The sequence below is a fragment of the Pseudomonas sp. Irchel 3H7 genome (assembly GCF_900187605.1).
Taxonomy (GTDB): domain Bacteria; phylum Pseudomonadota; class Gammaproteobacteria; order Pseudomonadales; family Pseudomonadaceae; genus Aquipseudomonas.
Genome location: NZ_FYEA01000001.1, coordinates 639,071 through 653,608, shown reverse-complemented (window position 1 = coordinate 653,608; position 14,538 = coordinate 639,071). Strand labels below are relative to the sequence as shown.

The 14,538-nt window shown below is 63.2% G+C and carries 5 protein-coding genes; all 5 read left to right on the top strand.

Going from position 1 to position 14,538, the window contains the following annotated elements; genetic code table 11:
- Nucleotides 1-128: 128 nt before the first annotated feature.
- The 5 genes from CKW38_RS03050 (at nucleotide 129) to CKW38_RS03030 (ending at nucleotide 14,535) form a co-directional block, all read left to right on the top strand.
- Nucleotides 129-1,301, top strand: a complete 1,173-nt coding sequence (locus CKW38_RS03050; protein WP_095111787.1) for an MFS transporter — start codon at nucleotides 129-131, stop codon at nucleotides 1,299-1,301.
- Between the two features lie 72 nt (nucleotides 1,302-1,373).
- The gene (locus tag CKW38_RS03045; RefSeq protein ID WP_007917127.1) at nucleotides 1,374-2,114 is read left to right on the top strand and encodes a thioesterase II family protein; all 741 of its coding nucleotides are present in this window, start codon (nucleotides 1,374-1,376) and stop codon (nucleotides 2,112-2,114) included.
- Nucleotides 2,115-2,151: 37 nt separating this feature from the next.
- Entirely contained in the window at nucleotides 2,152-3,135 is a 984-nt protein-coding gene (locus CKW38_RS03040; RefSeq protein WP_095111786.1) for a TauD/TfdA family dioxygenase, read from the top strand.
- A 178-nt stretch (nucleotides 3,136-3,313) separates the two neighbouring features.
- Nucleotides 3,314-6,715 (top strand): non-ribosomal peptide synthetase, encoded by a 3,402-nt coding sequence (locus CKW38_RS03035; RefSeq protein ID WP_095111785.1) that lies wholly within the window; start codon nucleotides 3,314-3,316, stop codon nucleotides 6,713-6,715.
- Nucleotides 6,712-14,535: a non-ribosomal peptide synthetase gene (locus CKW38_RS03030; RefSeq protein WP_095111784.1), complete on the top strand. Its 7,824-nt coding sequence runs from the start codon at nucleotides 6,712-6,714 to the stop codon at nucleotides 14,533-14,535. Before CKW38_RS03035 ends, CKW38_RS03030 begins: the two co-directional genes overlap by 4 nt.
- Nucleotides 14,536-14,538 lie beyond the last annotated feature (3 nt).

Here is a 14,538-nt window from a genome sequence, read left to right as displayed (position 1 = left end):
CTCCAGTAGGAGCTGCGGCACGCTGCGATCTTTTGATCTGCAAGGCCTTCACATTCCACCAACAATTCCTCGCTTCCACGCCTCGCGACCCTATGGCAACTTGGCGGCCCTTGACGAGGCTGCAACCCATGGCAAACCCCTACCGCGAATTGTTCAACGCCCCCGGTGCACGCAATTTTGTGCTGGCCGGAATGATCGCGCGCATGCCGATCTCCATGACCGGTATCGGCGTGATCACTATGCTCTCGCAGTTGAGGGGCGGGTATGCGTTGGCCGGCGCGGTGGCGGCGACGTTCGCGCTGGCAACGGCGTTCTGTGCGCCACAGGTTTCGCGGCTGGTTGATCGCTTCGGTCAGGGGCGGATTCTGCCGGTATCGGCATTGATCGGCGGCGGGGCGCTGTTGATGTTGCTGCTGTGCACGCGTTTGCAGGCACCGACCTGGACGCTGTTCGTCTTCGCCGCGCTGGCCGGGTGCATGCCGAGCATGTCGGCGATGGTGCGGGCGCGCTGGACGGAAATCTATCGCGGCCAGCCACAACTGCAGACGGCGTACGCGCTGGAGTCGGTACTCGATGAAGTCTGCTTTATTGTCGGTCCGCCGCTGTCGGTGGGCTTGTGCGTGGCGGTGTTCCCCGAGGCCGGGCCGCTGGCGGCGCTGTTGGCGCTGGCGATCGGCGTGACGGCGTTTGTCGCCCAGCGCAGCACCGAGCCGCCGGTGCATCCGCACGCCCTCGAGCACCACGGCTCAATCATTGGTTCGACGGACATTCAGCTGTTGCTGGCGTTAATGATCGCCATGGGCGTGATCGTCGGTGTGGTCGATGTCGTCAGCGTCGCGTTCGCTCAGCAACAGGGGCAACCGGCGGCGGCGAGCATTGTGCTGTCGGTGTATGCCATCGGTTCGTGTCTGGCCGGGATTGCGTTTGGGGCGATGCGCTCGAAACTGCCGTTGCCGCAATTGTTTCTGTATGGCGGGGTGGCGACGGCAGTGACGACGCTGCCACTGTTGCTAGCGAGCAATATTATCGGCCTCGCGCTGGCAGTATTCATTGCCGGCCTGTTCTTCGCGCCAACCTTGATTGTCGCGATGGCACTGGTCGAACGCATCGTGCCGCCGGCCAAGCTCACCGAAGGGCTGACCTGGCTGGTGACTGGTTTGAGTATCGGCGTTGCCATTGGCGCCGCTGGTTCGGGCGCGCTGGTCGATGCTTTCGGCGCACGCAGCGGCTTTTGGTTGGCGATTGCTGCCGGGGCAGTAGTCCTCGCGTCGGCGGTGCAGAGTTTCCGTCATCTGAAGTGATCGGCCAGCCGACTAATTCCCGCGTCACCTCATCCGTTCTCTTTTACAGATAACCCTATTGAGGTAAACGCGGTGACAAAGCTGACACTGCTGTGCCTGCCCTATTCGGGCGCCAGCGCCATGGTCTACAGCCGCTGGCGGCGCCAACTGCCGTCGTGGTTGCACCTGCAACCGGTGGAATTGCCCGGGCGCGGTGCCCGATTCGACGAACCCCTGCAAATCGACATGCGTGCGCTGGCCCGGCAATTGGCCCGCGAGCACAAGCCCGGCTTGCAAACGCCTTACGCGCTGTTCGGGCATAGCCTCGGTGCGCTGCTGGCGTGCGAGCTGGCACATGCTTTTCGCGAGCTCGGTGCGCCGGAGCCGGTGGCGCTGTTCGCTTCCGGCACGGCCGCGCCGACCCTGCGCAGTGACTATGATCGCGGCTTTGCCGAAGCGCGCAGCGATGAGGAATTGATCGATCAACTGCGCACTTTTCAGGGCACCAGTGAAGAAGTGCTGGCCAACAAAGAGCTGATGAGCCTGACCCTGCCGGTGCTGCGCGCCGACTTCATGATGTGCGGGCGTTTCACACCGGCGCAGCGGCCCTTGCTCAATTGTCCGGTGCACGTGCTGGGCGGCAAGGAAGACCGCGCGACCACCGAGCAACTGATCGGCTGGAGCAAGGAAACCCTGGGCAGTTTTTCCGTGGACATGATGACCGGTGGGCACTTCTTCATTCATGAGCACGAAGCCCGGGTCATTCGCACGATCAAGACCCATCTGGAAGTCCATCACCGCCGTCATGCCCAGGCAGCGGCGCCGGCCTTTTAGCGTGGTTCACCTATCGAGTGATTACAGGAGGCCAGTCATGGCTGTTGCTGTGGGATTTTCCGTTCGGCCACTGCTGCCGCAACGGGGGCGCTTGCCGTTGTTGGTGGAAGCGACCGATGCGGACACTGACTTGCTGGCAGTGTTCGATGAATTGAAAGAACTGGTGGACGAGCATCTGCTGCGCGACGGCGGGGTACTGTTTCGCGGTTTCCGTCTGAACGGTGCCGAACAGTTCCGGCAGTTCGCGGCGAGTTTTGGCCATCCGCTGTTGAACTATGAATTCGGCTCGACGCCGCGCACCAACGTGACGCAGGGCGTGTACACCTCGACCGAATACCCGGCGCACCAGAGCATTCCGCTGCACAACGAGCAGGCCTACTCCCGCGACTGGCCGATGAAAATCTGGTTCTACAGCATGATCGCGGCAAAGTCCGGTGGCGAGACGCCGATTGCCGACAGCCGTGAAGTCTATCGGCGTATTCCCGCGGCGATTCGCGAGCGCTTCGTCAGCAAAGGGCTGATGTATGTGCGCAACTTCGGCAACGGGTTGGATGTGGCTTGGGAAGACGTGTTCAACACCGAAGATCGCGAGGTCGTCGAGGCCTACTGCAAGGCCCACGGCATTGTCTGCGAATGGAAGGATGACGGTGAACTGCGCACCCGCCAGACCTGTCAGGCGGTGGCGGTCCATCCGGTGACCGGTGACAACGTCTGGTTCAATCAGGCGCACCTGTTCCACATTTCCAACCTGCAAGCGGAAGTGCGTGAAAGCCTGCTGGACATTGTCGACGAAGAAGACTTGCCGCGTAACGTTTACTACGGTGACGGCTCGGCGATTGAAGACGAGGTGCTGGCGCAGATTCGCGCGGTGCTCGATGAGTGCGCGATCAGCTTTCCCTGGCAGGAGGGCGATGTGCTGATGCTCGACAACATGCTCTCGGCGCACGCGCGTTCGCCGTTCGAAGGTCCGCGTAAAGTGATTGTCGCCATGGCTGAAGGGCATTCACAGGGTCCGCTCTGAGCAATTCCCACGTCTGTTGGTAAAGCTGCCGAAGCCGGTCTCGTACCGGCTTCGGCATTTGTGTGTCTACCGTCGGGCCGCTGTTGCGCCAGCGCGCTAAATCATCGCGTTTGTCATTCGTTCTTGTTGATACGACCGGGTCTCCTGGTCACGCCGCCGATCAGCAAGGACCCCATGCATGAATGCCGCAGACGCCCAGAAACTAGCCCGTCGTTTTATCGAACTGCCACAGGACAAACGCCGTTTGTTCCTCGCCGGTATGGCCCGTGAGGGCATCGATTTTGCGCAACTGCCCATGACTGCCTGTGACGGGATCGCCGAGCGAGACGGACTTTCGTATGCCCAGCAGCGGATGTGGTTTCTCTGGCAACTGGACCCGCACAGCGCTGCTTACAACTTGCCAATGGCGGTACGTCTTACGGGAGACTTGCAAGCGCAGGCGCTGGAGCAGGCGTTCAGTCAGTTGGCGGCGCGGCACGAGTGCTTGCGCACCACCTTCGGTCAGGATGGTGAGCGCGCGGTTCAGCGCGTCGCTGAACCGCAGCCGTTGAAACTGGCGATCAGCGATCTCAGTGCGGTGCCCGAAGCCCAGCGCTGGCCGCTGGCGCAACAGCACATGATGGCTGAGGCCGGTCAAGCCTTCGATCTCGAGAACGGCCCGCTGCTCAGCCTGCGGTTATTGCGCCTGGCCGAGCAGGAGCATGTATTGCTGCTCACTCTGCACCACATCATCGCCGATGGTTGGTCGATGAACATTCTCATCGATGAGTTCATGCGCATCTATGACGCACGGGTGGCGGGGCGCGAGCCGTCGTTGCCGGCGCTCACCGTGCATTACCGCGATTACGCGCTGTGGCAGCGCAGTTGGCTGGAGGCCGGTGAGCGCGAGCGTCAGCTGGATTACTGGCGCACGCAATTGGGCGACGAGCATCCGGTGCTGGAGCTGCCGACCGATCGTGCCTATCCGGCGCAATCCAGTCATCAGGGCGCGCGTCTGGAAACGGTGATCGACGCAGCGCTGCGTCAGGAGCTGAAAAGCCTTGCCCAGCGTCAGGGCGTGACACTGTTTGTGGTGTTGCTGGCCGCGTTCAAAACGTTGCTGCATCGCTACAGCGGCCAGACCGATATTCGCGTTGGCGGGCTGATCGCCAACCGCACCCGCAGCGAAACCGAAGGGCTGATCGGCTTCTTCGTCAACACGCAGATCCTGCGCAGCGAAGTCACCGCGCAAACACGTTTTGCCGATCTGTTGCAGAACCTGCGTCAGGCCGCACTCGGCGCGCAGGTTCATCAGGATCTGCCGTTCGACGCCTTGATCGAAGCCTTGCAACCGGCGCGCAGCCAAAGCCACAACCCGCTGTTCCAGGTGATGTTCAACCACCAGCCGCTGGTGACCGACTTGCAGCACGTGCAACTCGAGTCCGGTTTGCAGGTGGGCTATTTGACTGAGGAGCAATTGGCCGGCAGCGGTCGCCAACATGCCGCCACCAGCGACCTGATGCTCGACACCCGCGAGGAGGGCGAGCAGTTGTTCGCGGCCTTCACCTACGCCACCGATATTTTTGATGCCGCAACCATCGCTGCGATGGCCGGGCATTGGCGCAACATCCTCGCGTCCGTGTGCCGTGATCCGCAGCAAATCGTCGGCGAAGTCGAACTGCTGGCGGAGACTGAACGTGCACAACTGATTCAAGTCACCAAGGCAGAACCGGTTTTCGCCAGTGTGCAGACCCTGTTCGAAGCGCAGGTGGCGCGCACGCCGCAGGCAGCGGCGGTGATTCTCGCGACCAAGCCGTCGCCGTCACTCAGCTATGCCGAGTTGAACACCCGCAGCAATCGTCTGGCCCATCAGTTGCGCACTCGCGGTGTCGGCCCTGACGTGCTGGTCGGCGTGGCGCTGGGGCGCTCGCTGGAGCTGGCAGTGGCATTGCTGGCGGTGCTCAAGGCTGGCGGCGCTTACGTGCCGCTGGATCCGCAGACACCGGCCGAACGTTTGCGCCACGTGCTCGATGACAGTGGCCTGAAACTGCTGCTGACCGATCGCGAAAGCCTCGCCAGCCTGCCGGATCTGGATGACGTCGATTGCCTGTGTCTGGAGCAGTTGGCCGACAGTGATCCTGCCGACAATCTGCCTGTGACGGTCGCCGCGCAAAACCTCGCCTACGTGATCTACACCTCAGGCTCGACCGGCCGCCCGAAAGGCGTCGCGGTCAGTCATGGCGCGTTGAGCGAGTTCATCGCCCGCGCCATCGATTACAGCGACTTGCGCGAAGGCGATCGCGTTTTGCAGTTCGCCACCAGCAGCTTCGACGGCTTCGTCGAGCAGTTTTTCCCGCCGCTGTGTCACGGTGCCGCAGTCGTCCTGCGTGATGCGCGGTTGTGGGACAGCGCGGCGTTGCATCAGGTCATTGTCGAACATGGCATCACCCTGGCTGATCTGCCGGCCGCTTATTGGTATTGGCTGGTGCAGGAATACGCCGCTAATCCACCGGCCGGTTTCGCTGCGCTGCGGCAGATTCACGTCGGCGGCGAGGCGATGGCGGTAGACGGTTTGCGCCTGTGGCAACAGGCCGGTTTGGGCCATGTGCGCTTGCTCAACACCTACGGGCCGACCGAAGCCACGGTGGTTTCGACCATTCACGACTGCACCGCGCTGACGGCCGACGCCGTGTCGTGGCGCGGCATCCCGATCGGCCACGGTCTCGACGCACGCCGCCTGTACGTGCTCGACGATGATTTGAACCTGCTGCCTCAAGGCGCGGTGGGCGAGTTGTACATCGGCGGGCCTGGCCTGGCGCGGGGTTATCACCGCCAGCCGACCCTCAGCGCCGAGCGCTTTATCGCCGACCCGTTCGCCGACGGCCAGCGCCTGTACCGCACCGGCGACCGCGCGCGACTGCGACCTGACGGCGCCGTGGAGTACATCGGCCGGGTCGATCATCAAGTGAAGATTCGCGGTTTCCGCATCGAACTGGGCGAAATCGAATCGCGCCTGCAGCAATGCCCCGGCATCCGCGAGGCGGTGGTGCTGGCAGTTCCGCTAAGCGGTGGTTTGCAACTGGTGGCCTACGTGGTCAGCGATCCGGCGGTGCTGCAAAGCGCGGCGACGCAAACGGCGTTCCGTCAGCAAATCCGCGCGGCGCTGCAAGCCAATCTGCCGGATTACATGGTGCCGGGCCATCTGCTGTTGCTGGCGAACCTGCCGCTGACACCGAGCGGCAAACTCGATCGCAAGGCCTTGCCGGCACCGGATCCGAGTCAACTGCAAGGCGACTATCGCCCGCCGCAAACCGATACCGAACAACAACTGGCGCAAATCTGGGCAGAGGTCCTGCAAGTGGCACGGGTCGGTCTGGATGATCACTTCTTTGAATTGGGCGGCCATTCGCTGCTGGCCGCGCAGGTGATCGCGCGCATCAAAACTCAATTGGGCGTGGTGTTGCCGCTGCGCAGCCTGTTCGAGAAACCGCTGCTGGGTGAACTGGCGGGGGTGCTGGCGCAACTGGCTGACAGTGCAACGAACGACGACTGGTCCGATATGGATCAGTTCATGAATGCTTTGCAAGGAGAAGAAGTATGAGCGGCACCATGGCGGAACGTATCGCGAAGAGGTTCGTCGGCTTGCCGCTGGAACAGCGTCGGCTGTTTCTGGCCAAGCTGCGCGAGGACGGCAAGGACTTCAGCCTGTTGCCGCTGCCGGTCAGTCGTCACGATGTCGCGCCGATTCCGTTGTCGTTCGCTCAGCAGCGTCTGCTGTTTCTCTGGCAACTCGAACCGCAAAGCGCCGCCTACAACATGGCCGCCGGCCTGCGCCTGAACGGGCGCCTGGACGAAGCGGCGCTGCAGCGCTCCTTCGATCACCTGGTGGCGCGCCATGAGGTCCTGCGCACGGTGTTCCAGACTGACGGTGATCAGCCACACCAGGTCATCCTTGATCAGCAACCCCTGGCCGTGGAACGCATTGACCTGACCGGGCTGCCGCCGTCAGAGCGCGAGCAGGCGTTGGCGCAACAGGTGCAGAGCGTCACCGCACGGCCATTCGATTTGCGCCACGGGCCGCTGCTGCGCGCCAGTCTGTTTGCGCTGGCCGACGGAGAGTTCGTGCTGGTGGTGAGCATGCACCACATCGTCTCTGACGGCTGGTCGATGGACGTGATGGTCAAGGAATTCGTCCAGTGCTATCAGGCGTTCAGCCTCGAACGCGAACCGCAATTGCCAGCGCTGGCGCTGCAATACGCCGACTACGCGATCTGGCAACGCCGCTGGCTGGAGGCCGGCGAGGGCGAACGGCAACTCGATTACTGGCGTCAGCAACTGGGTGAAGAACACCCGCTGCTGGAAGTCGCGCCGGACTTTGCCCGGCCACTGACGCAAAGCTTCGAGGGCCAGACCCTGAGTTTTGATTTTGGTGCGCCGCTGTCCCTGCAACTCAACGCCTTTGCCCGTAGCCAGGGCATCAGTCTGTTCATGCTGGTGCTGGCCGGGTTCTCGTTGTTCCTGTCGCGGCAGGCCGGGCAGCGTGACATTCGCGTCGGCGTGCCGAATGCCAACCGTGGCCGTGCTGAAGTCGAAGGGCTGATCGGCTTTTTCGTCAACACTCAGGTGCTGCGATGCGAGGTGGATGAACGCGGCAGTTTCGAGGATTTGCTGGCGCGAGTGCGTGAAGCCGCGTTCGGTGCGCAGGCGCATCAAGAGTTGCCGTTCGAGCAACTGGTGGACGAGTTGGTGGCAGAACGCACCTTGGGCCACAACCCGCTGTTCCAGGCCAAGTTCAACCAGAATGTCGGTATGCAGAAGCAGCGTTCGATGGCCCTGCCCGGGCTGAGCGTGGCCGAGTATCCGCTGGACAAGGATGGCACTCACTTCGATCTGGCGCTGGACATTACCGATGACGGCACGCTGATTCACGGCCAGATGACCTATGCCAGCGACCTCTATCGGGCGGAAACCGTCGAAGCTTTTGTGCCGGCCTTGCTCGGTCTGTTCAGCGAATTGCTGAAAGCGCCGCAAGCGCCGTTGCACAGTGTTGCGCAGATCTCGCCAGCGCCACTCCCGGCACCCGCCGAACCGGCGTTGTCGGTGTTGCAGCACTGGGATCGTGAGGTCGCCCGCCAGCCTGAAGCGCTGGCCGCGCGCGACCTGAATCAGGCTTTGAGTTATCAGGTGCTGGATCAGGCGGCCAATCGGCTGGCCCATCATTTGCGCGCCCAAGGCGTGCGCGATGGCCAGCCGGTGGCGGTGCTGATGGAGCGTTCGCTGGACTGGCTGACTTCGGTGCTGGCGATCTTCAAGGCGGGTGCGGTGTACATGCCGCTGGACGTCAAAGCGCCGGACGCACGTTTGCAGCAGATGCTCGGCGCTGCGAAAGCACGGCTGCTGTTGTGCGCCGACGGCGATGCACGCGTGTCCGCGCTGGCGGTCGATGGTTGTCAGGGCATCGCCTTTGCAGCGCAGCAGTGGCAGTCCATGCCGGACACTTGCCCCGCCGTGACGCTGTGCGCGCAATCACCGGCGTATGTGATTCACACCTCCGGTTCCACCGGGCAACCGAAAGGCGTACTGGTCAGCCATGGCGCGCTGGGCAGTTATGTGCGCGGTGTGCTTGAGCGACTGGCGCCGACAGCGGACGCCAGCATGGCGCTGGTCTCGACCATCGCCGCCGACCTTGGTTTTACCGTGCTGTTCGGTGCGCTGTGTTCGGGGCGACTGCTGCATGTCTTGCCGGAAGAATTGGGCTTCGATCCGGACCGGTTTGCCGAGTACATGGCCAGTCATCAAGTGGGCATGCTGAAAATCGTCCCGGGCCATCTGGCCGCGTTGCTGCAGGCCGCGCGGGCTGCCGACGTGCTGCCGGAACACGCGCTGATCGTCGGCGGTGAGGCGTGCTCGCCAGCGCTGGTCGAGCGCGTGCGCGAGCTCAAACCGGGCTGCCGCATCATCAACCACTACGGGCCGAGCGAAACCACGGTGGGCGTACTGGCCCATGAAGTCGGTGATCTGACCCTGGCGCGCAGCGTACCGGTCGGTAGCGCACTGGCCGGCGCTCACGTTTACGTGCTCGACGATGTGCTGAACAACGTTGCCGATCAGGTGGCCGGCGAGTTGTATATCGGTGGTGACAGCGTCGCGCTGGGCTACCTGAATCAGCCAGGGCTGACCGCCGAGCGCTTCCTGCCGGATCCGTTCGGCGCGCCGGGTGCGCGGGTGTATCGCAGCGGCGACCGAGTACGCCGCAATCGTCAGCAAACGGTGGAATTCATCGGCCGCGCCGACGACCAAGTCAAGGTGCGCGGTTATCGCGTGGAGCCGGCGGAAGTCGCGCGGGTGTTGCTGGGCCTGGACGGCGTCAGCGAAGCGGCGGTGCTGGCGCTGGCACTGGATGACGACCCGACGCGTCTGCAACTGGTTGCGTGGTGTGTACCAACGGCGGGGCTGACCTTGCAGGCGCAGGCGCTGCGCGAGCAATTGCAGGCGTGCCTGCCGGACTACATGGTTCCCACACAGATTGTGTTACTGGAAACATTACCGCTGACGGCCAACGGTAAGCTCGACAAACGTGCCTTGCCGGTGCCGGGCGTGGTCACTCAACACTTCGTCGCACCAGTGGGTGAAATCGAAGAAAAACTCGCGGCGATCTGGGCCGACGTGCTCAAACTGGAGCGCGTGGGCAGCACCGACAACTTCTTCGAACTGGGCGGCGACTCGATCCTCAGCCTGCAAATCATCGCTCGCGCCAAACGCCAGGGCATCAAGCTGAGCCCCAAGCAACTGTTCGAAAAACAGACCATCGGCCAACTGGCCGCTGTGGCCAAGCTGATCGAAGCCAAACCCGTCACGGCTGCGGTACCGGCCGCTCGCGGACCGTTGCCATTGCTGCCGATTCAGGCACGGTTCTTCGCAACCGCGATTGCCCAGCGTCAGCACTGGAACCAGTCGGTGATGCTGCAGCCGACCACACCGCTCGACGCCGCGCCTCTGCGCACAGCGCTGGCGGCGCTGATCGAACAGCACGAAGCATTGACGCTGAATTTCCAGGCGTCCGGCGACGTGTGGCAGGCAATGCCGCAGACCCAACGTGATCCGGAGCTGTTGTGGGTGCGCGAACTTGGCAGCGTGGACGCTTTGCCGGCACTCGCCGACGACGCCCAACGCAGTCTCGATCTGCAACAAGGGCGTTTGGTGCGGGCGGTGCTGGTGAATCTGCCGAACGCTGAGCAACGCCTGTTGCTGGTTATTCATCACTTGGTGGTGGATGGCGTGTCGTGGCGCATTCTGCTGGAAGATCTGCAGCACGCTTACACTACGCTGGCGGCGGGCACGCCGCTGGTCTTGCCGGGCAAAAGCAGCTCGCTGCACAGTTGGGCCGAACATCTGCATCGTTACGGGCAGAGCGCAGCGCTGGCCGCTGAAAGTGGTTACTGGCGGCAAACCCTGGAGGCGAGCGACGCGCAACTGCCACGCGATTTCCCCCAGGACACCCAGACCCGCGAACAGGCGGGCCGCGCCAGCTCGCGCCTGAGCCAGACACTGACCCACAAACTGCTGAAAGTGGCGCCAGCGGCGTATCGCACGCAGATCAACGACCTGCTGCTGGCGGCCCTGGCGCGGGTGTTGTGTGACTGGAGCGAACAGCCTTCGGTACTGATTCAGCTCGAAGGTCATGGCCGTGAGGACCTGTTCGACGACATCGACCTGAGCCGCACCGTGGGCTGGTTCAGCAGCTTGTTCCCGGTGCGCCTGACACCCGAGGCTACGCCGGGTGCGTCCCTCTGCGCGATCAAGGAGCAATTGCGTGCGGTGCCGGGCAAAGGCATCGGATTTGGTGTGTTGCGTTACCTGAGCCAGTCCGCCGAGTTGCAGGGATTGCCGCAGCCGCGCGTGACCTTCAACTACCTCGGCCAGTTCGACGGTGCGTTCAACGCCGACGCCGGCGCGTTGTTCGTACCGAGTGGTGAAAGCACCGGCGCCAATCAGGACGCGGCTGCACCGTTGGGTAACTGGCTGAGCGTTGATGGTCAGGTCTATGGCGGTGAGCTGGAATTGACCTGGACCTTCGGCACCGGCATGTATCGCACAGAAACGGTTGAGGCGCTGGCCGAGGCCTATCGTCGCGAGCTTGAGCGTTTGATCGAGCATTGCTGCGACAGTGGCGAGGCGGCTGTGACGCCGTCGGACTTCAGTCTGGCAACGCTGACCCAGGCACAGCTGTCGGCGCTGCCGATCCCGGCCCGCGACATCGTCGACCTCTATCCGTTGTCGCCGATGCAGCAGGGCATTCTATTCCACAGCGTCAACGATCCGGACAGCCCGGCGTACACCAACCAGTTGCGCGTGGATGTGCAACGCCTCGACGCCGAGCGTTTCCGGCAGGCCTGGCAGCAAACCGTTGATGCCCACGAGATCCTGCGCACGGCATTCGTCTGGCCACAGGATGCCGCCGCAGCGGTGCAAGTGGTTCGTCAGAGTGCTCAGATGCCATGGCGCATGCAGGACTGGCGCGGTCGTGCTGACATCGGTGCGGCGCTGGAGCAACTGGCCAGCGAGGACTTGGCCAGTGGTTTCGACCTGACCGGCGCGCCGCTGTTGCGGGTGACGCTGGTGCGCACGGACGAGGCCACGCATCACCTGATTTATACCTGCCACCACATCCTCATGGACGGCTGGAGTACGTCGCAGTTGTTCGGCGAAGTGCTGCAGCGTTATGCCGGCCTGACCCCGGCGGTCGGGCAGGGGCGTTATCGCGATTACATCGAATGGCTGGGTCAGCGTGATCAGCAGGCCAGTCGTGATTTCTGGACGACGGCCCTCGCTGATCTTGATGAGCCGACGCGTCTGGCCAGTGCCGTGTCGGGCGGGCAGCACGCGGCCAGCGGTTACGCCGATCACGAGCATGTATTCAGCGAAACCTTGACGGCGGACTTGAACCGCTTCGCCCGCGAGCAGAAAGTCACCCTCAACACCTTGGTGCAAGCGGCGTGGCTGGTGCTGTTGCAGCGTTATACCGGGCAGGACCATGTGGCATTCGGCGCCACCGTCGCCGGGCGTCCGACGGATTTGCCGGGCGTCGAGCAGCAGATCGGTCTGTTCATCAACACCTTGCCGGTGGTCGCGGCGCCGTCCGCCGAGATCGTCGTCAGCCAGTGGCTGCAACAGGTGCAAGACGTCAATCTGGCCCTGCGCGAGCACGAACACACGCCGCTCTACGACATTCAGCGTTGGGCCGGTGCGGGTAACGGTGCGTTGTTCGACAGCATTCTGGTGTTCGAAAACTACCCGATGGCCGAAGCGCTGCAACAGGGCCCGGCCACGGGGCTGACGTTCTCGGCGATTCGTCGTCAGGAACAGACCAACTACCCGTTGACGCTGGTGGCGGTGACCGGGCGTGAACTGAGCCTGGGGATCAGTTACGACCGGGCCAGTTTCGATGCGGCCGCAATCAGCGGTTTGAGCGCGCAACTGCAGAGCCTGCTGACGCAGTTCCTCGCCGATGCCTCTCAGCCGTTGGGTGCGCTGCAATTGCTCGCCGAACCACAGCGTCAACAGGCCATCGCTTGGGGCAAGGCCGACGTTACGGCAACGGACGCGCGCACAGTGCTGGGACATCTCGCTGCGCAGGTGCAGCGTCAGCCACAAGCACATGCGGTGCTGTTCGCCGAGCAACGGATCGATTATCAGAGCCTCGATACCCGGGCCAATCGCCTGGCGCACCAGCTACAAACACTGGGCGTCGGGTCGGAGGTGCGGGTCGGGGTGTGCATGCGCCGCACGCCGGACATGCTCGTGGCGCTGTTGGCGATCCTCAAGGCGGGTGGCGCCTATGTGCCGCTGGATCCGGACTATCCACAGGAACGCTTGTTGCACATGCTCGACGACAGCCGCGCCGCCGTGCTGATCACCGAGCCGGACGCACTGGCGCTGTTGCCTGAGACGTTGAGCGCGCAGGTGCTGTTGGTGGAAGAGGGCGCGTTGAGCGCGTTCCCGACAACGGCACCGCTGGTGAATGTCACTGCACAGAATCTGGCGTACGTCATCTACACCTCCGGCTCCACCGGCAAACCGAAAGGCGTGGCCATCACCCATGGCAACCTGTCGGCGTTGATTCAATGGTCGGCCGGGGTCTATCACGAAGACCAACTGCGCGGTGTGCTGGCCTCGACGTCGATCTGCTTCGACCTGTCGGTCTGGGAAATCTTTGTCACCCTGGCCTGCGGTGGTTGCCTGGTGCTGGCGGACAATGCGCTGGCGCTGGCCGATTTGCCGGCCCGCGAACAGGTCACGCTGATCAACACGGTGCCGTCGGCGATTGCCGCGCTGCAACGGGCCGGGCAGATTCCGCATTCGGTGGCGACCATCAATCTGGCCGGCGAACCGCTCAAGCAAAGCCTGGTCGACACGCTGTACGCGAGCACGTCGGTGCAGCAGGTCTACGACCTCTACGGGCCGTCGGAGGACACCACCTATTCGACCTTCACCCTGCGCACACCCCAGGGCCAGGCGAACATCGGCCGACCGTTGCCGAACACCGTGGCCTATCTGCTCGACAGCCAGTTGCAAGTACTGCCGAGTGGCGTGCCTGCCGAGTTGTACCTGGGCGGTGCCGGTGTCACCCGGGGTTATCTGATGCGCGCGGCACTGACCGCCGAGCGCTTTGTGCCGAATCCGTACGCCAGCAACGGCGAGCGCCTGTATCGCACCGGCGATCTGGTACGCCAGGGCAGCGATGACAACATCGAGTACATCGGCCGGGCCGACCATCAGGTGAAGATTCGCGGCTTCCGTATCGAGCTCAGCGAAATCGAAGCGCGGCTGCTGGAGCAGGACGAGATCCGCGAAGCTGTGGTGCTCGCGCAAGACGGTGCCGCCGGTAAACACCTGCACGCCTACGTGGTGGCGCAGGCAGTGGTCGATCAAACGGTGTGGCTGGAACGCTTGCGCAGTGCACTGGCCAGTCGCTTGCCAGCGCACATGGTGCCGGGCCACGTGCACCTGATCGACGCCATCCCGCTGACCCCCAACGGCAAGCTCGATCGCAAGGCACTGATAGCCTTGGGCGACGGCCCGGCGCAGCAGCATTACCAACCGCCGCAAAGCGATTTGCAGTGGGAAGTGGCGACGATCTGGCAGGAAGTGCTGGAGGTTGAGCAAGTGGGCCTCGCGGACAACTTCTTCCAGCTCGGCGGGCACTCGTTGCTGGCGACGCTGGTAGTGACCCGGATCAAGGAGCGTCTGGGCGACAAGGTGCCGCTCAAAGAGCTGTTCGAAACCGACACCCTCAAGGCGTTCTGTGCGCGAGTCGAGGCCTTGCGCGTCGAAATGTCGCCCGTTCAGGATGAATTGGCTAAATCCCTGGAGGCCCTCAAACGTCTATCCCTCGATGATCTGGAAAAACTGATTTCTTGAGAG

Bases quoted from the DNA above. Each gene is read 5' to 3' on its own strand.
- CKW38_RS03050 (WP_095111787.1), top strand. From the start codon at position 129: ATGGCAAACCCCTACCGCGAATTGTTCAACGCCCCCGGTGCACGCAAT.
- CKW38_RS03040 (WP_095111786.1), top strand. From the start codon at position 2,152: ATGGCTGTTGCTGTGGGATTTTCCGTTCGGCCACTGCTGCCGCAACGG.
- CKW38_RS03035 (WP_095111785.1), top strand. From the start codon at position 3,314: ATGAATGCCGCAGACGCCCAGAAACTAGCCCGTCGTTTTATCGAACTG.
- CKW38_RS03030 (WP_095111784.1), top strand. From the start codon at position 6,712: ATGAGCGGCACCATGGCGGAACGTATCGCGAAGAGGTTCGTCGGCTTG.